This is a genomic window from Enterobacter sp. B79-1, assembly GCF_057444735.1.
The window spans coordinates 397635-418000 of sequence record NZ_JBYAZJ010000002.1 but is presented as its reverse complement, the minus strand read 5'-3'; the positions used below and the strand labels follow the sequence as shown (position 1 = coordinate 418000).

The following is a 20366-nucleotide window of genomic DNA, read 5'->3' as shown; positions in this document are numbered from 1 at the left end:
TCACTGATTTATAAAACAGCGTTTCTATTGCATCAAAAGGCGAGGTCAATTTTGCGAGCCAGCCATCAGATTTGCCTGAAGGCTGGCGAAAAGGCAGGCAGTTAACGGTAGTTGACGATGACGGAATTGCGCTGAACCTTCAGCGCCGGGATCAGGCGACCGCCACCCGGCACCTCCCAGATAAAGCGTAAAGGCTCGACGGCGGGCACACCGTTGAACGCCTGGGTCGTTCCGCTTTCACCGTCTATTTCGGTACAGCGCGTCTGAGAGCAGAGACGCACCCGCAGCCCGGCGGGCGTTGGACCAATCAGCGTATAGTTCCAGACCACCAGCGTCATGAGGCCAGAAGCCGGTTCCGGCGGCGACAGCGGACGCGAAGACATTGCCACCCCGCGATTGCTTAGCGTGACGCCCATGCTGCTGGCCTGCCACGTTCCCTCACCTGCGGCCTGCACCACCAGCGGGAAAAAGAGTACCCATAGCCACTTCCGCATTATTTTCCTCCAATGGTCGCCGTCATACGAATGTGGCGATTGTCCGACAGCTCCATATTCGACAGCACCACCAGCTGGTTCAGGCTACGGCGCAGGAAGCGTGAAAGCAGCGGCCTCAGTGCATGATTCACCAGCAGAACCGGCGGCGCACCCAGCATCTCCTGACGCGCCAGCGCCTCCTGCGTCTGCGCCAGCAAGCGGTCGGCCAGACCTGGCTCAAGGCCACCACCACCCTGCAATGCCTGCAGCAGCAGACGCTCAAGCGGCGTATCGAGTCCAATCACCTGCACTTCTCCGGTGCCAGGGAACCACTGCTGGGTGATCGCACGGCCCAGCGCCACGCGTACCACCGCCGTCAGCTCGTGCGGATCGCTTTGCAGCGGCGCGTGCTCGGCCAGTGTTTCCAGGATGGTGCGCATATCGCGGATCGGCACCTTCTCATCAAGCAGGTTTTGCAGCACCTTATGCAGCGTGGTCAACGTCAGCACGCCCGGAACCAGATCTTCCGTCAGCTTCGGCATCTCCTGCGTCACGCGGTCAAGCAGCTGCTGCGCTTCCTGACGGCCAAACAGCTCGGCGGAGAACTGCCCAATCAGGTGGTTGAGGTGGGTCGCTACCACGGTACTGGCTTCAACAACGGTATAGCCCTGAATCTGCGCCTGCTCTTTCAGGGCGCTCTCAATCCAGATAGCCGCCAGGCCAAAGGCCGGATCGATGGTTTGCTCGCCCGGCAGCGTGCCCGCGGCAGTGCCGGGGTTAATCGCCAGCCAGCGGCCCGGATAGGCATCACCGCTGCCAATTTCGACACCTTTCATCAGAATGCGGTAGCGCGCGGGCGGCAGATCCATATTGTCGCGAATGTGAACAACCGGCGGCAGGAAACCCATATCCTGGGCGAATTTTTTACGGATGCTGCGGATACGCCCCAGCAGTTCGCCATCCTGCTGGAAGTCCACCATCGGGATCAGGCGATAGCCCACTTCCATCCCCAGTGAATCTTCCAGCTGCACGTCGTTCCAGGTGGCCTCCACGGCCTGGGTATTTTCCGGCATTTTCACCGGCGCGGGCTCTGCCGCCGGTTTCATTTCACGTCCGCGCATCCACCAGGCCAGGCCCAGCAGACCCGCGGTGAACAGCAGGAACACCAGATTTGGCATCCCCGGCACCATGCCGAGCAGGCCCAGCACCGCCGCCGACAGCAGCATCACGCGGGGGTTGCTGAACAGCTGCCCCACCATCTGCTCACCCACGTCCTGATCGGTACTCACGCGGGTGACGATAACGCCTGCTGCGGTAGAGATAACCAGCGCCGGGATCTGGGCGACCAGACCGTCACCGATGGTCAGCAGCGTATAGCTTTCCGCTGCATGCCCCATGTCCATCCCGTGCTGAAGAACGCCGACCAGCAGCCCCCCGACCACGTTGATGACCATGATCAGGATGCCCGCGATGGCATCACCGCGCACAAACTTACTCGCACCGTCCATCGAACCGTAGAAGTCCGCTTCCTGCGTCACCTCCGCGCGGCGCTTTTTCGCTTCATCTTCTGCGATAAGCCCGGCGTTCAGGTCGGCGTCGATCGCCATCTGCTTGCCCGGCATCCCGTCCAGCACGAAGCGCGCGCCGACTTCCGCGATACGCCCCGCACCTTTGGTGATAACCATAAAGTTGATGATCACGAGGATGACAAACACCACGATACCGATGGCAAAGTTACCGCCCACGAGGAAGTGGCCAAACGCCTCAACCACTTTACCCGCCGCCGCCGCGCCGGTATGGCCTTCCATCAGAATGATACGGGTAGACGCCACGTTCAGCGCCAGTCGCAGGAGCGTGGTAAACAGCAGAATGGTCGGGAACGCCGCAAATTCCAGGGTGCGCTGGGTGAACATTGCCACCAGCAGCACCATGATGGACAACGCAATGTTGAATGTGAAAAGCAGATCGAGAATGAATGCCGGGAGCGGCAGTACCATCATCGACAGAATTAGCAGGATGAGAATCGGCCCGGCAAGGATCTGCCATTGGGTCGATTTCAGGTTGCCGGGCAGGCGCAACATTGCCACCAGATTAGCCATCAGTGTCCTTCTCGTTCAAAAAATCCAGCGCGTCAGGCACCGGAAGGTTTTCAGGTTTCACAGGTCGTTGACCGCCAGCCAGACGCCAGCGTTTTAATTGCCATACCCAGGCCAGCACTTCCGCCACGGCGGCATAAAGTTGACCTGGGATCTGCTGCCCAATTTCCGCATGGCGATATAAGGCACGCGCCAGCGGTGGCGCTTCAAGAATGGGGACGCGGTTCTCCGTCGCGATTTCACGGATACGCAGCGCGATAAGCCCAGCCCCCTTTGCCACCACTTTTGGCGCACTCATTTTGTTTTCGTCATACTGCAGCGCAACGGAATAGTGGGTCGGGTTGGTGACGATCACATCGGCTTTAGGCACGTCTTCCATCATGCGTCGACGAGCAGCCGCACGCTGCATCTGGCGGATACGCCCTTTCACGTGCGGGTCACCTTCCATCTGCTTATATTCGTCACGAATATCCTGACGCGACATGCGCAGCTTCTTGAAGTGGCTATAGAGCTGGAAGATGACGTCGAAGCCCACCATCGGGATGATGCTCAGCACCACCAGCAGCGAGCAAAGCCCGATGAGGTTCATGGCGTTGCGCATGGCGCTGAGCGGCGATTCGCTGATCAGGCGCATCATGTCAGGCCAGTTATGCCACAGATAAAACCCGGCAGCGCTGCCCATCAGGGTCGATTTGAGGATGGCTTTAACCAGCTCAGCCCCGGTCTGGGCCGAAAACATACGTGCTATACCGGGAAACGGGTTGAGTTTAGAAAACTTGGGCTGCAGTGATTTGCCACTGAACACCAGACCACCCAGCATGATCGGCGACACTATCGCCACCAGCACCACGCCGGTAATCAGCGGCAGTAAGGCGATCATTGCGCCTTTAATCAGAATAATGATTTGACCCAGAATGAGATTGGGATCGTTGACCATGCTGTGGTCAAAACGTAACCCAGAAGAGAGCATCCCCGCCAGTTTACGGGCGAGCGACTCCCCACCCAGCCAGATAATGCACACGCCTACGATAAGGATCAGCAGGGATGTCAGTTCTCGGGATCGGGGGATCTGCCCTTCCTCACGCGCTTTTTCAAGTCGGTGGGGTGTGGGGGCTTCCGTTTTGTCGTCGTTCTCTTCTGCCACAGTGCATGCTCAGCCCATTACGTCACGGGTATCATGCCAGCACCGCCTTTCATCAATGGGCTGAAAAAACCCTATAACCGGGTCTTTTTATCCAGTTTACGCTCACGCCCTGCCCTTCACCCGAGCGTGGATAGTGCAAATAATAAACGAACAAACAAAGTCCAGTTTTTTTTGATGTGTTTTATATTACAAAATGAATTAAGCACAGCTTTAATGAACGTCGATGACAAAAAAATATCGAGAGGAAAATTAACATATACCGCCATTCTCACCGTTTGATTTTGCATGAATGATATAAATATGTGAATTCGATAATGAATAGTAATTGAACCCCTACCTGTTATTATTCTACAAACCACCCACACTGCATTAGACTATATAATATTAATCCTGAAACACCCTTACCTGAGGAAAATTAAACGCTATAATTTCGCGCGGCATGATTTGACGTCGCGAAGACGTAAAGGGCATGCCAAATATAGCGTTCACTTTAAGGAAAATGTTAGATGGACTTAAAAAATAATATTTTTGCGGGCATAGCGCTCGCCGCCGTATCGATGAATAGTTTCGCCGCAGAAATGAATGCGGGCACCATTCACTTCACGGGTGAGATTATTGAACCAAGCTGTACGATCGAGGGTGACAATGGCACGGACAGCACTATTCCCCTGGGCACCTATCCCAAATCAGTGTTTACCGAGGTTGGGAAAGAAACCACGTATATGCCGTTCACCATTACGCTGGCAAACTGTCCGTTAAAAAGCGACGGCCTCCCGGCAGTGCAGCTAACCTTCAACGGCCCAACGACGCTGACCGGGACCAATACGCTGCTCGACGTCAGTAAAATCACCACCACGGGCGACACCGCAGCAACCGGGATCGGCGTTGCCGTTAGCCCGGCGGGTAAAGATGATCAACTGATTACCATGGACGGTGCGGAAGGCCAGGTCTATATCGAACTGGCAACAAAATCGTCAGACACTATTCAGGCGGATTTTAATGCCCGTTATAAATCCTTTGCTGCCGAGGTCACCGCCGGTCCGGCAGACGCGGATATGACGGTAAATATTCTTTACCGCTAATAATCGTCTTTTTGACATTCAGAGGATATATATATTTCTCAGCGTCATGACGTTTAAGGAGTCATGCTCTGATAATAGTCCGGGTCCGGATTCGGACTATTATCATTTTTCTCAACCTCCTTTATTAAAGGTTTCACCATGCGCATTCCCCTCAAGCTCTTATTATGCATTCCTGTTATTGCGAGTACCCTTTGCCACGCAACAGGCGTTCAGATAGGTCGCACACGCATAATTTACGATGCCGCAAAAAAGGAAGTTGCCCTGCCTTTACAAAATAACGATCGCGAACTGCCCTGGCTTATACAGTCCTGGACGGATACAGGTGATGGAAAAACGCACGGGCCTTTTATTGTAACACCGCCCCTCTTTCGCCTCGATCCGCAAAAAGAGCAAAGCCTGCGCATTACCTGGAACGGCATGTCCTTACCGGGCGATAAAGAGTCGCTGTTCTATCTGAACGTGCGAACCGTCCCCGCCACGGCGGCGGATGAGGAAGACAAAAACGTCCTGCGTCTCATTTATAAAACGCGCCTGAAACTGTTCTGGCGTCCGGTCGGGCTGAGCGGCACCCCCTCCGAATCCTGTAAAAACCTGCGTTTTGTTCGTCGCGGACAGCAGCTCACTGCCATCAACGACGGGGCGTTCTATAGCGTCTTTGATTCACTTGCGCTCGGCGCGCAAAAAGTCGAGAAAGCCGACATGGTTGGCCCTAAATCCAGCGTTGCCATTCCGCTTCCAAACGGCGCGCAGGGTACGAGCGTCACCTGGCGCTGCATCACCGATTACGGCAACGCTTCCGAAAAATACACTTCCCCCCTGGCGCAGGATTAAAAGACCGCAATGATTACAGGACGTAATTATTTGTCACACGGGCGGAGCTTTAGACTGAATCCGCTTTTGCGCTGCCTTGGCGGCGTCTTGCTTATGGCGAGCTGCTCGTCGCAGGCCCGTGAGTATCGCTTCTCTCCTTCATCGCTCGAAGGGGATATGCTGTCCCAACAGGATATCGACCTGTCACTTTTTTCAAAGTCGAACGCTCAGCTTCCCGGCACATGGTCTTCAAGAATTGAGGTGAATGACCGGCGACTGATGGACGCCACTGTCACCTACGTCAGCTCTCCGCAAGGGGCACTGATACCACAGCTCACGCCAGATATGCTGCGCGCCTGGGGGATCGCTGTCGATCGTTATCCCGAATTGCAGGCGCTGCCAGCCAGTGAGCCCCTGCCCAACACGCTCGGCAGCTACATACCCCTGGCGTCCGCGCAGCTTGATTTCTCGACCATGACATTAGCGCTGAGCATTCCTCAGGCCGCGTTAAACGGGTCCGGCCGTGATTACATCGATCCCTCGCGCTGGGACGACGGGGTGCCCGTCATGTTCAGTGACTATGCGTTCTCAGGGTCAACAAATAAGGACAGCGAGAACAACAGCATTACCAATCAGTACCTGAATTTGCGCACCGGCGCCAATCTGGGCGGCTGGCGAGTGCGCAACTATTCGACGTGGAGCCATTCGGACAGTGAAAACCAGTGGGAGACCATCAATACCTTCCTTCAGCATGACGTCGATGCCCTTAGGGCGCAGTTCACCGCCGGAGAGAGCAACACGCGGGGCGAGGTTTTCGATAGCTTACAGTTCCGCGGCGTCAACCTTGCGTCGGATGAAGAGATGCTGCCCTACAGCCAGCGAGGGTACGCCCCTGTCATACGCGGCATCGCCAGCTCGAACGCGGAAGTCTCGGTGCGTCAGAATGGCTATCTTATCTACCAGCAAAATGTCGCGCCGGGGGCGTTCGAGATCAATGACCTCTATTCCACCACCAACAGCGGCGATCTGGACGTTACGGTGAAAGAGGCCGACGGCACCGAGCACCACTTCACGCAGCCCTACTCCAGCATCGCGGTCATGCTGCGCCCGGGACGTATGAAGTACGAACTGACGGCGGGCCGTTACCGCGCTGACAGCGGGAGCGATCAAAAGGAGCCCGACTTTCTCCAGGGAAGCATGATTTACGGTGTAAACAACCTGCTCACCGGGTTTGGGGGGCTGACGCTATCGCAAGACTATAGCGCCGCCAATGCTGGCGTCGGCCTGGCGCTTGGGCAACTGGGCTCGCTGTCGGCTGACGTCACCGTGGCCGATACCCGGCTCGACGATGACAGTCAGCATACGGGCCAGTCATGGCGTCTGCTTTATACCGGCAAACTGGATTCGACCAATACCAACTTCAGCCTGGGCAGCTATCGCTACTCCAGCCGCGGATACTACAGTTTTGCCGATGCTAACCAAAAGCTTGACGGCCACGAAGACGATCTGCTGTTTCGTTACAATAAGCGCAACCGCATTCAGGCCAGCGTCAGCCAGACCCTGGCAGGGCTCAGCCTTTATCTTAACGGCTATCAGCAGGATTATTGGGGCACCTCAAATAAGGAGCGCAGTCTGTCGGTTGGCATGAATACCGTTATTGCCGGGACGAGTTACCATCTGGCCTATACCTACAGCAAAACCAACGGCGAAGAGTCCGACAGAATGATCTCTTTCGGGTTCAGCATTCCTCTCGCCAGATGGCTGCCCCGCGCCTGGAGCAGCTATAACATCAGCAACACCAAAGACGGCTATACGCGGCAAAACCTTGGCTTCAGCGGCACGCTGCTGGATGACGAGCGCCTGAGCTACTCGCTGCAGCAGAGCCACTCCAACCACGACGGAGAAGATACCAGCAGTGTATACGGCAGCTACCGCTCGCAATACGCCAACCTGACCGCCGGTTATTACGCTTCCAGTGATACCTCTCAGCAGCTTAACTACGGCATTAGCGGCGGCATTGTTGCCCATCCTCAGGGCGTCACGCTGGCTCAGCCTTTAGGCAGCCAGTTTGCCATCGTGAGCGCCAACGACGCTTCCGGCGTCCGCTTCCAGAACCAGCGAGGCATACAGACCGACTGGCAGGGCAACGCCGTCATTCCGTCGCTTACCCCATACCAGGAAAACAATATTCGTATTGATACCTCGAGCCTGCCGGAAAACGTGGACAGCAGCAATACCGCCATCACCGTCATTCCCTCGCGCAACGCAGCGGTGCTGGCCAGATTCGACGCTCACACAGGCTATCGGATGCTGATCACCCTGAAGCGTCCAAACGGAGTGCTCGTCCCGTTCGGTGCCATCGCGACCAGCAACGCCCCAGTGATGAGCGGCATTGTCGATGATACCGGCACCGTCTATCTGGCCGGTATTGGGGAGGCTGTAGAACTCACGGTGAAATGGGGTCATGCCGCAGGCCAGCAGTGCCGCGCCAGCATTACCCCATCGTCAGCCAGTCAAACTGAAAGCCCTAACGGTATTCGTTCGGTTAGCGCACTTTGTCAGCAGGAATAAATATGGCAACTATCTTCATGAAACAGGCCGTCCGGGCCTTACTGACTACGGCATTAAGCCTGGCTGCGACCACCCCGTGCCAGGGCGCGGTGACGTTACTCCACAACTGCTTCGGGGCGCCGCAAACCTACACCACCTCGTTCGACCATGAATTTTCGTCCAGCGATAATATTGCCAATCATGATTACGATGTGCCCGACCATCTGGTCGGCAATGGCCCGGACAGTGTGGCCAACTGCAGTTGCCCGGGAAATCTCTTTTCTTCCAGCACAATCTATGAAAAAACGCTGGCTGGCAGCCCGCTGAGTCCGGGAACAAACGGCTATGGCTATTTGACCGATAAAATTGATGCCGATATCACCGGCTACGCCGACGCCATCAACTCTCCAGACGGCAGTTTTTTGACTCCGCTAACTATCAATGATTACCCGACACCCAGGGGTAGCATGCATAGCGTTACCGAAAGCTCACTATCCAAAACCGAGGGTGATGCCAGCGTCTGCAGCAGTGACACCCGGCCGACCGGCGCTGCCGCGGTAAAGCGCAATTTCCGATGGAACGTCGTGGCGATCGTGCTGCACGTAAAAAAACCCATCCTGGGACAAGAGGCGATCCCGCCAACGATCGTCGCGCAAAACTACGCCTGCCTTTATTTCGGCACGGGGGCAAGCTGCGATCCCGCAGAGGCGGAACATGTCTCAGATATCTGGTTTAGCGGCACGCTATCGGCGCCGCTAAGCTGCACCATCAACGCGGGGAGCACCATTAAGGTTGAATTCGGCAGCATTGTCAGCAAGCAATTCATCAGTAAGGGGCAGCCTCCTAAAGGCTATGCCCTCAAAAATGTCGAGATTGCTTACCACTGCGACGATAACGCCGTCGGGAATACGGACCGGATAAAGCTCACGCTCTCAGCAGACCAGGGCGTGGCAGATAGCAGTACGCCGTACATTGCGAAGCTTCTGGAAAGAGACGATCTCGGCGTGCGGGTGTACGATGAAAACAGCGAGAACGTCGCGCTGGATGGCACCTATGAGTTTCCGGTGACGATGGACGAGCAGGGAAACGGCGTGGTCAACATTCAGGCGGCGCCAGTGAGCACCACAAATGCCGAGCCTGAACCGGGCCGCTTTGAGGGTAACGTGACGGTGAAGATGGATCTTCGCTAGCAGAATAACCCTCAGGTTGAAACAGCACCTGAGGGTTATCCGTTCAATCAGAAGCCGAGGCTGTCCAGCAGGTCGTCCACCTGGTCCTGGCTTGCCACAACGCCCGCTTTGGTGGCGTCGAGCTGTGGGCCATTGAGCAGGCTTTCGTTCTCGCGTTTCGGACGGGCAGCCGGTTCCGGGATGTTCTCCAGCAGCACCATCAGCAGCTGACGTTCAATCTCCTGAATCACATCCATCATGCGCTTGATAACCTGACCGGTGAGGTCCTGGAAATCCTGCGCCATCATGATGTCCAGCAGCTGTGCGTTGGTGAAACTGGTGTGGCCCGGCACATCGCCCAGGAACTGGCGGGTATCGGTCACCAGCTCGCGCGCGTCAGCCAGCTCGATAGGGTTTTCAAACCACTCGTCCCAGCGTTGGGTGAGCGCTTTCGCGCCCTTCTCCATCGCGTCCTGATGCGGCTGTGACGCTTCAACGCTGTTCAGCGCACGTTCAGCGGCCTGCGCGGTCATCTGCACAACGTAGTCCAGACGGTCACGTGCATCAGGAATCGCTTCTGCTGCTTCGGCGATAGCCTGATCCAGTCCCAGTTCACGCAGGCTGTCGCGCAGCATGCGCGTCAGGCTACCAATGCGGGCGATAATGTCGCTCGGTGAATGTTCTTCAACGGGTTTCATAGCAGGTTGCAACATATCCATCACCTCACATGCCGAGTTTCTCGAAGATCTTGCCGAGCTTCTCTTCCAGGGTTGCTGCAGTGAATGGCTTCACTACATAGCCGCTTGCGCCCGCCTGGGCTGCTGCAATGATGTTCTCTTTTTTCGCTTCTGCGGTCACCATCAGCACCGGCAGTGACGCCATACCGGCATCGGCACGAATGGTTTTCAACAGTTCCAGACCATCCATGTTCGGCATGTTCCAGTCGGAAATCACAAAACCAAAGCCACCCGCCTGCAGTTTGTTCAGCGCATCAACGCCGTCTTCTGCTTCTTCAACGTTGTTGAAGCCCAGCTCTTTCAGCAGGTTACGCACGATGCGACGCATGGTGGAAAAGTCATCCACAACCAAAAATCTGAGCTCTTTGTCCGCCATAAAACTACACTCCTCTTTAAATACGTATTGCCTGTCCGGCACTGATTTTCGCCAGCATCTGCTGGCTTACCTGGCTAAGATCGACCACTTCGCTCACGCCACCCATATTGATGGCCTCGCGCGGCATGCCGAACACCACACAACTTGCTTCATTCTGCGCAATAGTCCAGGCGCCAGCCTGGTGCATCGCAAGCATTCCGGCGGCACCGTCGTTGCCCATCCCCGTCAGGATCACCCCCACGGCGTTGCGCCCCGCATGTTTCGCCACCGAATGAAACAGCACATCCACCGACGGACGGTGCCGGTTAACCGGCGGTCCGTCATGAATTTTGATTTGATAGTTCGCGCCGCTGCGCGACAGCTCCATATGCTTATCGCCCGGCGCGATGTACGCGTGTCCCGGAAGCACGCGCTCGCCGTCTTCCGCCTCTTTCACGCTGATCTGACACAGTTTGTTCAGACGTTCAGCGAACGAGCGGGTAAATCCCGGCGGCATATGCTGCGTAATGAGAATACCCGGACTTGATAGCGGCAATGGCTGGAGTACATGACGAATTGCCTCTGTTCCTCCGGTTGACGCCCCAATCACCAGCAGTTTTTCCGAGCTGAGTAACGGACCGGCCTTCAGCGTTGCCGGTGCCGACAGCGGTTTGTGCGCCGCAAGCTTCGCCCGGGACGCAGTGCGGATCTTCTCGGCAATCATCTCGCTGTAGGCCAGCATCCCTTCGCGGATGCCGAGCTGAGGCTTGGTGACAAAGTCCACTGCCCCCAGTTCGAGCGCGCGCAGGGTGATTTCCGAACCCTTCCCGGTCAGGGAGGAGACCATCACCACCGGCATCGGGCGCAGGCGCATTAATTTTTCAAGGAAATCGATGCCATCCATGCGCGGCATTTCGACATCCAGCGTCAGTACGTCGGGGTTATATTTTTTAATTAAATCCCGCGCTACCAGAGGATCGGGGGCAGTCGCCACCATCTCCATATCGCTGTGGCTATTGATGATTTCAGTCATGATCTGGCGCATCAGCGCCGAATCATCGACAGACAATACCCTGATTTTACTCATGCTTTTTCCTTACTCAGCGCATATACCGTTTGCCCACGCAGGCTAAACTCACGCACGAGGTTGCTGAAGTTTTCCGAGTGCCCGGCAAACAGTAAACCGTCAGGCTTGAGCAACGGAACAAAGCGACGCAAAATGTCCTGCTGCGTCGTTTTATCAAAATAGATCATGACGTTACGGCAAAAAATGGCGTCGAACGGACCCGGCACGTTGTACTGCTTATCCAGCAGGTTAACGGGCGCGAATTCGACGCAGTTCGCCAGCTCCTGGCGTACGCGTACCAGGCCTTCATGCGGGCCAGTGCCGCGCATGAAGTAACGCTGCAGCTGCTGAGGCGACAGCGTTTTCAGTTCATCCTGGCGATACACACCGTTACGCGCCTTCTCCAGCACCTCGGTGTCGATATCGCTGGCGTAGACTTTCCAGCGTCCGGGCGCCATGCCCAGCGTGTCTGCAAGGGTGATCGCCAGTGAGTACGGCTCTTCCCCCGTCGAGGCGGCCGCACTCCAGACGCGATACTCGCCGCTGCGTCGACGCGCGTGGTCCGCCAGCACCGGGAAGTGGTGAGCTTCACGGAAAAACGCCGTCAGGTTGGTGGTTAATGAGTTAATAAAAGCCTGCCATTCGGCGCTGTTCTGGTTCGCTTCAAGCATGCTCAAATAGCGACCAAAATCATCCAGCCCAAGCGTGCGCAAGCGCCGCACCAGCCGGTTGTAGACCATGTCTCGCTTATGATCCGCAAGCACGATCCCCGCACGCTGGTAGATTAACTGACATATCCGACGAAAATGCGCGTCGGACAGCGCGAGGCGCTGTGTCATCTGTAACAATAATGACGTTTGCCCTGAGGGCGTGGGTGATGTCATAGCGCCTTCTTAATCACATTCAGGATACAACTGGCACGGCCTGCGACCGCCCGACTTCTGTTACTGCTTCAACGTGCTCTTTGACATTAAACACCGCGACCAGCCCGGTAAGATGGTCGGCCTGGTTTGCCAGCTGATCGGTCGCGGCTGCCGCCTCTTCCACTAACGACGCGTTCTGCTGCGTGACCTGATCCATCTGGCTGACGGCCTGGGCCACCTGCTCGATCCCACGGCGTTGCTCATCCGACGCCGAGGCGATTTCACCCATAATGTCGTTAACCCGGGTGACGGAAGTGACAATTTCGGTCATGGTTTTCGCCGCCGTATCGACCAGGGCAGAACCCTGCTGCACACGGGAGACCGACTCTTCTATCAGCCCTTTAATCTCTTTCGCCGCGTTGGCGCTGCGGCTCGCCAGGTTGCGCACTTCGCCCGCAACGACCGCAAACCCGCGCCCCTGCTCGCCCGCACGCGCCGCTTCAACGGCGGCGTTGAGCGCCAGAATATTGGTCTGGAACGCGATACCGTCAATCACGCTGATGATGTCGCCAATTTTCTGCGAACTGGCGGCGATATCCTGCATGGTGCTGGCCACGTGAGAGGCCTGGTCGCCCCCTCGCTTCGCCGTCATCGCCGCCTGTTTTGACAGATCCGACGCCTGACGCGCGTTGTCGGCGTTCTGGCTTACCGTCGCGGTCAGCTGTTCCATACTGGCCGCCGTCTGCGCCAGCGAGGCCGCCTGCTGTTCGGTGCGGGATGAGAGATCGTTATTGCCAGCTGCAATCTCTGAGATCCCGGTGTGCATGGCATAACTGCCCTGCCGCACGTCGCTCACCGTTTCCCGCAGCGATCCCTGCATCGCCTTCAGGCTGGCAAAGATGGCCGAAATTTCGTTCTTCCCGTACACCGCCACCGGACGCGCAAGGTTGCCTTTTGCAATGCTGTCGAAGTGGCTGCTGATAATCGCCAGCGGTTGCACAATCATCCTGCGCGCCCAGAACAACGCGCCGCCGGTCAGCAACCCCGCCAGAATCACGACCACGGCAAAGATGACGCCCGACATGTGATAGCTGGTACGGCTCGCTTCACCGGCACGCTGAACAGACTGGTTAATATCCTGCTGCCACGCGTTAAAGCTACCGTCAAACGCCGCCTGAGACGCCTGTACCGGCGCGGTCATGAAATCCGAAAGCTGGTTGTTTTCAAGCCAGGTCGCCTGGTGGTCCAGATCGCTGTACCACTGTTCAAAATTCTTTTTCATGGCCGCTTTCAGCGCTTTCTCTTTCTCGCTGTCGGTGGCCTGCGCCGTAAAGGCTTTAAACTGTGCGTCAGCCTGCTTCAGGCTGTCGCGCGCGGTCGCCATCAGCGCCTTGATGTCATCCGGCGGATAGCTCAGCGCGGTCAAGGTTCCCGCCTTGTTCAGCGCAGTGCTTGCCTGCAACAGCACGGCACGGGTTTGTGCCAGTGCGGAGCGCTGCTGATTACTCGTCTCGACTTCCTGCAAATTCTGATAACCATCGCGAAACGCCCAAAAAGACAACCCGTTACTGCCAACCTGCAACACACCGCAAAGGATCAGAATCAAAAACAGTGTGGTCGAGATACGAATACGATTTAACATCCACGCTCCCATCAAGCGGCAAGCAGCCGCGGTTTAATTGTCAGTCAAAATGTTTCCCAGTTTTCTTCTTGTCCGGTCGTCGCGGTACGCGCAGGTGTTGCTGCCGTTGCTGCGGCGGGCGCACGATACATCGTATGTGAATCGACCGTTTTTGCTGCGAGTGAAGCGAGACGAAACGCCGAGACGGCCATCTTCAGACGGCTCGCCTGGTCTTCCAGCGCAGCGGCCGCCGCAGCGGACTCCTGCACCAGCGCGGCGTTTTGTTGTGTCACGCGATCCATTTCCGATACCGCCAGGGCGACCTGGTCGATACCACGACTCTGCTCATCAGACGCAGAGGCGATTTCACCCATGATGTCCGTTACGCGGGTAACGGCATTCACGATGTCATTCATGGTCTCCCCTGCGCTTTCTACCAGCACGGAGCCGGTATCCACGCGGGAGACGGAATCTTCAATCAGGGCTTTGATCTCTTTCGCCGCATTGGCGCTGCGGCTGGCGAGGTTACGCACTTCCCCGGCCACCACCGCAAACCCGCGACCCTGTTCACCGGCACGAGCGGCCTCAACGGCGGCGTTCAGCGCCAGGATGTTGGTCTGGAAGGCAATGCCGTCGATGACGCTGATGATGTCGGCGATTTTCTTCGAGCTGTCGGCGATTTCGTGCATGGTTTTCACCACGCCATCCACCACGCGACCGCCGCGCTGCGCCGTCTCAGAGGCGCTTTCTGCCAGCTGAGACGCCTGACGGGCGTTATCGGCGTTCTGCTTCACGGTGGCCGTCAGTTCTTCCATGCTGGCTGCGGTCTCTTCCAGCGCAGACGCCTGCTGTTCCGTACGGGAAGAAAGGTCGTTATTCCCCATCGCAATTTCGCTGGTGCCGGTATAGATTGCCTCGGATCCGTTACGCACGTTGGTGACGGTCTCCACCAGCGAGCGCTGCATATGGTCAACGCTGTTTGCCAGTTCGGTGATCTCGTTGCGCCCGGACACGGTCAGCGTTTTGGTCAGATCGCCTGAGGCGATGTCGCGGATATGCGCAATCACGCGGCCCAGCGGGTTGAGAAGGATGTGACGAATGCCGTACCAGACGGCCACCAGCACGATGACCAGCGCCAGCGCCAGCACGGCCATCTGCCATTTAGCGAAACGGTAATCGTTCTGGCTTTCAGTAAATGCGGAGTGGTACAAGTCGCTGCTGGCTTTGGCATATTCACCCAGCGCCGCACCGAGTGCGTTTTGCATCCCCTGCGTCGGCTGAGCGAAATAGGCATCCATGTTGCCGCTCTCCAGGAACTGGATCAGCTCCGTCAGCCCGGCAAAGTAGGCGTTGTATTTCTCATCAATATTGGCGCTCGCCTGCTCCATCGCAGGCTGCGGGGCAATCTTTTTGAAGGCGTCGTAATGTTTTGCCGCGTCGGCAAGCGTCGCACGCGCGTTTTTCAACAGGTCCGTTTTCGCGCTGCTCTGCTGATTGTTGGGATCCATCATCATGCGCGCGGACGAACGGCTCAGGTTGATACGCGTTTGCAGCATCAGATCCCACGTCGTGGTCAGTTCACTCTGCTGCAGCCGCAGATCGTTCGAGGCCACGAAGCTGTCCTGGTTCTGTTTTAACGACGAAAAAAAGAGGCTACCGGAAATAAGCTGAAGAAGTGCGAAAATGACCAGCACCATCATGAGCATTGTGACAACGCGGATACGGTTCAACATACAACACCTTCTCATAGATTTATTAACGGTGTTATCGGCACAGGCCACAGGAACTTTACATTTGCGAAAGGGAAAAGCGCGGGGTTAAAACGCCACGTCGACAATCAGCGTGTCGGTGTAGGTTCCGGCGGGAGGCGTGGCCTGGCTGGTCAGGACTTTTGCGGTGTAGTTATAGGTACGCAGTAAACCGTCGGTGCTGACCTGCGACGATGTCGCGCTGGTCCAGCGCTCGCTGCCGCTGCTGCCCCAGCGGTTTCCGGAGGCTTCCTTATAGATGTCGTAGCTCATGGTGTTACTGCCGCTGACCATCCGGCGGACATTATTGAGGGCGTTGGCACCATTATTAATGCCGATAGTGTAGGTGCTGCCTTTGGTGCAGGTGACGGCAATGGCCTGCGAGACGGTAGGGAAACTTTGTACCAGCGGTGCGCTGTTGAAGTTCACGTCCGGCGTGGTCATGGCGCTGCAGTCGTTGGTGACGGTCATGTTAAGCAGAATGCTGGTCGTTGTGGTACCCGACTGGGGAGATGTACACAGGCTTCCAAGACCGACGGCGCAGACGTTGTAGCTGATGCTGAAGGTCAGCAGCACCTGGTAAGGCCCGGCAGTCACGTTTTGTCCGGGAACGGTGCGAAAATAGAGTGGTATGTTGTACCGTTTTGACCCGAGCAGCCCCAGCAGTGTGTTCCCGCTCCAGGTATACGAATTACTTATCTGCACCTCGCTACTGCTCGCGCAACCGGATAATCCGCACAGCCGGGTAGGAATCACGTCCGCGATGGCCGCATTATCCGTGCGCTTCATGGTGGCGCGGCTGTTGCCCGAAACCGATGCCGAGGTGTAGTTCAGGGTCACCGAGTCGTTGGTCAGTACATTGAGCACGGCGTCACACGCCACCACCAGCGTGCCGGTGGTTTCCACCTCTCCGGTTCCGCTGAGCGCGAACGAGGTGACGCTGCCAAACGATGCATTGACCGTACTGACGGTACACGCCGCCCAGCCGCCGCCGGAAAACAGCAGCAGCATCCACAGCAGCAGGCGCGTCATGGCCCCTCCCGGCACACCAGTGGACCGTAGGTTTGCAGCTTGTGCTCCGGATTAGCTCCCACAGTCAGCGTGGCCTTGCAGCGTTTTCCGTCTGGTGCGATCACCTCGAGCGGATTCACATCGCTGAGATTTTCCAGCCAGGCGATGCCGTCATACCCCACCACCGCGTTGCTGCGCGAGACGCGTCGGACCTGGCTTCCCACGGGCAACGCCTGCCCGTGCGCATCATGCAGAATAACGCTGGCCACCCGCTCCTGCTCCATCGGGAAATCGACCAGATAGCCGCTGTGACGGCGAATGGCGATCCGCCGTTCGGTCTCTTTCAGCCGGGTATCCGCGGGCAGATTCAGGGTATCAATCCGGTAGCTTGCCGGGTAATACGCCGACACCCCGCTCACCAGCAGGTAGCCGTTGTTATTGGTTTTACCGACGGGCTGGTTTTCATAGCTGACGGGCACATCCGGGTGCCCGTCGGTACTGATCACCACAAACGCATCGTTGATTTTGTTCGCCGCAAACAGCTCGCCGTCCATCAGCACAACGGAACCCATCGCCTCGCCCCACCAGGTCATCATGTCCCGTTCGCCATAGGCGCCGCCCTGCAGTTCAACGTTGTTGTTGCGCCAGCCCAGCGTGCCCTGTTGATAATCACTGGCTCTTGACTGGTTGGCCCAGGCCATATTCCAGCTGAACCCACCGTCAGAAGGCATGGCGTGGTTGTAGTTAATGCGCTGAGTACTGCCTGCGTCCGGGGTGTTCTCAACGGTGACGGCAGCGCTGTCGCGCTCCCCTAGCGGCACCTGTAGCGACAGCGCAACGGTCCAGTCTCCGCGCTGTTGATCCCGGCTGCCGGCGAGGTAAATACTGCTCGCGCCCCACAGGTTGCGGCTCCAGGAGAGATTAAGCAGCTCGGTTTTTTGACCGTCAAAACTCTCCACGCCGATCCAGGCCGCGCCGATGTTGCCATATTGTCCCAGATTGAAGGTGAGAGAATACTGGTCCGTATTGCGGCTGAAGCTGGCGATGGGCTTATCGTTTTCGTCATAGACCGTCGGCTGGTCATAAAGGGCGAGGTTGCCAAAGCCGCGGTCGCGACGCGTGTGCTGGGTGGCGACGCTAAACTCGCTGGTGCTGTACTGGTAACCCCAGTTGATTTGCCCGCCCTCGTCACCGCGCATGCGGCTTTGCGAGTAAGAGGTATTCACCACGCCAAACTGGCCGAGTTTTATCACCGTCCCCGCCCCGCCCAGCGCCAGCTCCTGCGCCCCTTCCGCGTGCCCCTCCAGCGTCAGCCAGTCCGTCATCCCGTAGCGATACGAGCCGCTGCCTGCTGCCGAACCGTAGTCAAAATTCTTGATACCGTAATTACGCCGCAGGCTGCCCAGGGTCACGGCACCGTCGCTCAGCCCTTGTTTAAGCAAGTCGCTGGTGACGTAGAACGGGAGCGTGGTGCTCACCTGTCGCCCCAGCGCATCCGTCGTGACCAGCACCGCATCCCCGGCGCCGTTGATATAGGGCAGATTGGTCAGGGTGAAGGGGCCAGGCTGAAGCTGGGTTGAGCCGGAGCGATAGCCGTTGATAAAGAGATCGACCGAGGTGGGTACTGCGGCTTCCCCCGCGAACTCGGGCAGCGGCCATGTCACGAGATCGGGACGCAGGGAGAAATCCCGCCCGACGCTTACCCCACCCATCCGCACGCTGGAGCTCCAGCTCAGGGCATCGCTGATCACATCCCCGACGCTCCAGCTCATCGCGTCATCTTCATTCGTCAACAGCAGGGTGGTGTCATAGCGAACATACCCTTCCTGCTGGCCGTCGTTACCGGTGAAGTTTTCCCGGGCGTAGCCGGTGGAGGAAAAGGAGCCGTTCTCGTTGAAGTAGCGGAACTCATGCCAGAGCGACGCCTGGCCGCCGATATGTTCCGTGTGGTTGGTGTAGAGATCGTAATTGAGCAGCGCCCCGCGCCCGTAGTGCGGTTTGGCCTGCGCCGTTTGCGCGCTGAAAGGGGTCACGCGGGCCGTCACCCAGGCGCGGGGAACGGTCAGCAGCAGGCGCTGCGCGGCGCTGTCGTATTCCACCCGAACCTGATCAAGCGAGGAGAGATTCACCTCTCCGGCAGGAACATGCGCCGGGGGCAGCCCCGCGCGCAGCAGGTCGGCGCTGGAAATAAAGAAAGCGCCTTTACGCTGCGTCACCGGCACGACCAGACCGGTATCGTAGTGGTTGAGCACGAGGGCGAGCTGGAAGACCGCTTCATCATTTATCGCCTGTGCCTGAGGAGGCGGCGGCAAACTGTCGTCGCCGGGCTCGGCCAGGGTCGCGGAACTGACGCAAAGCAGGATCATCATCGCTGGCTTCAGTTTACGGGCGTCGACTGCCATTGTTCGTCCCTGGCATTAATCTGCGCGCTCATCCGCTCCGGCTGACGAACGCCAGCGGGTACTGGCCAGCTGCGGGTGCTGCCCGGGAGGACGTAACCCAGTAATCCCTCCGCGACCGTGCGTTTCTGCCCTCCCTGCTCCAGCGCCACCTGGCTCAGTCTGACATGAACATCACCCCGGTTTCGAACCTCCAGCGCAGGCTGTCCACCCGCCTGCGTCACCCGCCAGCTCAGATTTTGGGTCTCCGCCAGCGCGTGGTGCGCGCCCTCTTTTATAGTCGGAACCCCCTGGCCATACACAAACAGAGGGATGGAGTAGCGCATCTGCAATTTGAGGCCGATAGCGGGTTCGGCTTTGGCATCTGGCTGGGGAATTTCATCCACGATGATGCGGTAAGCCTGTTCGATACCTGCGGGAACGGAAGCCTGTTTGATAAGGCGAATAAGCTGCTTGCTGCCTGTACCAATCGTGACGATGGGCGGGCTGGCAACCACATCCTGCTGCGCGGTATAACGCTCGTGTCCATCCTCCTGTTTCCAGCGCACGATGCGGACCTGCATCGTCGTGGCGCTGTTTCCCTGATTCTGGATCCACAGCTCCGTGGCGTTGGCGTCCGCAGCCAGCCACGGATCGATCGGCCACAGCAGGATGGTGGCCGCCGCCTGCGCCTGCACGGTTGCCACCGTCAGGCTCAACGCGCCCGCCAGACAAACAGGTCTGAAAAATGGCTTCATCAATACTCTCCCTTTATTACCATGACAAGGTCACGGTGAGCTGATCGGTATAGGTTCCTGCCGGGCTAAACCCGGTCAGTAGCGCCACGCCGAAAAGCGGCAGCGCGATGTTGTTGCTGTTGGTATAGGTCACCGGTATCGCCTGGTTAACACCAATTTCGCTGTTGGCGGCCAGCGAGCTGCTGCTGTAGAGCCGGTATGGCACCAGTTCTGTTCCACCGGACCGCTTCATCCGACGAACGGATGAATAATTTTGACCGCCGTTAATGCTCATGCTCAGCGCCACGCCCGGCGTACAGGCGATGGACAACGCCCCGTTTGGCACAAAGCTGGTGCTGACCGGCGCGCTCTCGACGCCGTTATGACTGCCAAAGTCCAGCGTGCCGAAAAGCCCGCCGCTACCGGTAGCCACCGCACATCCGGGTACAATCGTGGCGCTGACCTTAAAGGACTGAGACGTCACCGCATCCGCCGTCGGCATCATGAGCAATACAACCATCAGCGT

The 20366-nt window shown here is 57.6% G+C and carries 17 protein-coding genes; 4 read left to right on the top strand and 13 right to left on the bottom strand.

All coding sequences use genetic code 11. The features are described 5' to 3' along the window. Window positions 1-101: 101 nt before the first annotated feature. From flhE to flhB, 3 genes are read right to left on the bottom strand one after another with little or no spacing between them, the layout of a single operon-like run. Window positions 102-494, bottom strand: coding sequence for a flagellar protein FlhE (gene flhE, locus AC2T6E_RS09780; protein WP_390890104.1), 393 nt, complete (start codon window positions 492-494; stop codon window positions 102-104). Beyond that, window positions 494-2572 carry a flagellar biosynthesis protein FlhA gene (gene flhA / locus AC2T6E_RS09775; RefSeq protein ID WP_089598182.1) on the bottom strand — a complete coding sequence of 693 codons (2079 nt, stop codon included), beginning with the start codon at window positions 2570-2572 and terminating at the stop codon, window positions 494-496. Before flhA ends, flhE begins: the two co-directional genes overlap by 1 nt. Beyond that, window positions 2565-3713: a flagellar biosynthesis protein FlhB gene (gene flhB / locus AC2T6E_RS09770; RefSeq protein ID WP_010432535.1), complete on the bottom strand. Its 1149-nt coding sequence runs from the start codon at window positions 3711-3713 to the stop codon at window positions 2565-2567. Before flhB ends, flhA begins: the two co-directional genes overlap by 8 nt. 506 nt (window positions 3714-4219) lie before the next feature. Between flhB and AC2T6E_RS09765 the strand changes: the two genes are divergently transcribed. From AC2T6E_RS09765 to AC2T6E_RS09750, 4 genes are all read left to right on the top strand, one after another. Continuing rightward, entirely contained in the window at window positions 4220-4795 is a 576-nt protein-coding gene (locus AC2T6E_RS09765; RefSeq protein WP_108417576.1) for a fimbrial protein, read from the top strand. Between the two features lie 138 nt (window positions 4796-4933). Next, window positions 4934-5626 (top strand): fimbrial biogenesis chaperone, encoded by a 693-nt coding sequence (locus AC2T6E_RS09760; RefSeq protein ID WP_427353154.1) that lies wholly within the window; start codon window positions 4934-4936, stop codon window positions 5624-5626. Between the two features lie 93 nt (window positions 5627-5719). After that, the gene (locus tag AC2T6E_RS09755; protein WP_458667224.1) at window positions 5720-8176 is read left to right on the top strand and encodes a fimbria/pilus outer membrane usher protein; all 2457 of its coding nucleotides are present in this window, start codon (window positions 5720-5722) and stop codon (window positions 8174-8176) included. Between the two features lie 2 nt (window positions 8177-8178). After that, a complete protein-coding gene (locus tag AC2T6E_RS09750) occupies window positions 8179-9345 on the top strand; it encodes a fimbrial protein (RefSeq protein ID WP_473208969.1) in 1167 nt (388 codons plus the stop codon). Between the two features lie 47 nt (window positions 9346-9392). Here AC2T6E_RS09750 and cheZ read toward each other — a convergent pair whose 3' ends face one another. From cheZ to AC2T6E_RS09700, 10 genes are all read right to left on the bottom strand, one after another. Beyond that, window positions 9393-10037 carry a protein phosphatase CheZ gene (cheZ, locus tag AC2T6E_RS09745; RefSeq protein WP_029485121.1) on the bottom strand — a complete coding sequence of 215 codons (645 nt, stop codon included), beginning with the start codon at window positions 10035-10037 and terminating at the stop codon, window positions 9393-9395. Between the two features lie 10 nt (window positions 10038-10047). After that, a complete protein-coding gene (gene cheY / locus AC2T6E_RS09740) occupies window positions 10048-10437 on the bottom strand; it encodes a chemotaxis response regulator CheY (RefSeq protein WP_010432528.1) in 390 nt (129 codons plus the stop codon). Between the two features lie 16 nt (window positions 10438-10453). After that, window positions 10454-11503, bottom strand: a complete 1050-nt coding sequence (locus AC2T6E_RS09735; protein WP_120157981.1) for a protein-glutamate methylesterase/protein-glutamine glutaminase — start codon at window positions 11501-11503, stop codon at window positions 10454-10456. After that, window positions 11500-12366 carry a protein-glutamate O-methyltransferase CheR gene (gene cheR, locus AC2T6E_RS09730; RefSeq protein WP_100166014.1) on the bottom strand — a complete coding sequence of 289 codons (867 nt, stop codon included), beginning with the start codon at window positions 12364-12366 and terminating at the stop codon, window positions 11500-11502. Before cheR ends, AC2T6E_RS09735 begins: the two co-directional genes overlap by 4 nt. A gap of 19 nt (window positions 12367-12385) precedes the next feature. Beyond that, window positions 12386-13987, bottom strand: a complete 1602-nt coding sequence (tap, locus tag AC2T6E_RS09725; RefSeq protein ID WP_126816302.1) for a methyl-accepting chemotaxis protein IV — start codon at window positions 13985-13987, stop codon at window positions 12386-12388. Window positions 13988-14031: 44 nt separating this feature from the next. After that, complete coding sequence (gene tar, locus AC2T6E_RS09720) at window positions 14032-15699, bottom strand: methyl-accepting chemotaxis protein II (protein WP_174339749.1); 1668 nt, start codon at window positions 15697-15699, stop codon at window positions 14032-14034. An 84-nt stretch (window positions 15700-15783) separates the two neighbouring features. Further along, entirely contained in the window at window positions 15784-16746 is a 963-nt protein-coding gene (locus AC2T6E_RS09715; RefSeq protein WP_312959592.1) for a Csu type fimbrial protein, read from the bottom strand. After that, window positions 16743-19127 (bottom strand): fimbria/pilus outer membrane usher protein, encoded by a 2385-nt coding sequence (locus tag AC2T6E_RS09710; protein WP_470296508.1) that lies wholly within the window; start codon window positions 19125-19127, stop codon window positions 16743-16745. The genes AC2T6E_RS09715 and AC2T6E_RS09710 overlap by 4 nt, the downstream gene beginning before the upstream one ends. Next, a complete protein-coding gene (locus tag AC2T6E_RS09705; protein ID WP_214593838.1) occupies window positions 19103-19861 on the bottom strand; it encodes a fimbrial biogenesis chaperone in 759 nt (252 codons plus the stop codon). The genes AC2T6E_RS09710 and AC2T6E_RS09705 overlap by 25 nt, the downstream gene beginning before the upstream one ends. A gap of 16 nt (window positions 19862-19877) precedes the next feature. Then, the gene (locus tag AC2T6E_RS09700; protein WP_423240768.1) at window positions 19878-20360 is read right to left on the bottom strand and encodes a Csu type fimbrial protein; all 483 of its coding nucleotides are present in this window, start codon (window positions 20358-20360) and stop codon (window positions 19878-19880) included. Between the last annotated feature and the right edge of the window lie 6 nt (window positions 20361-20366).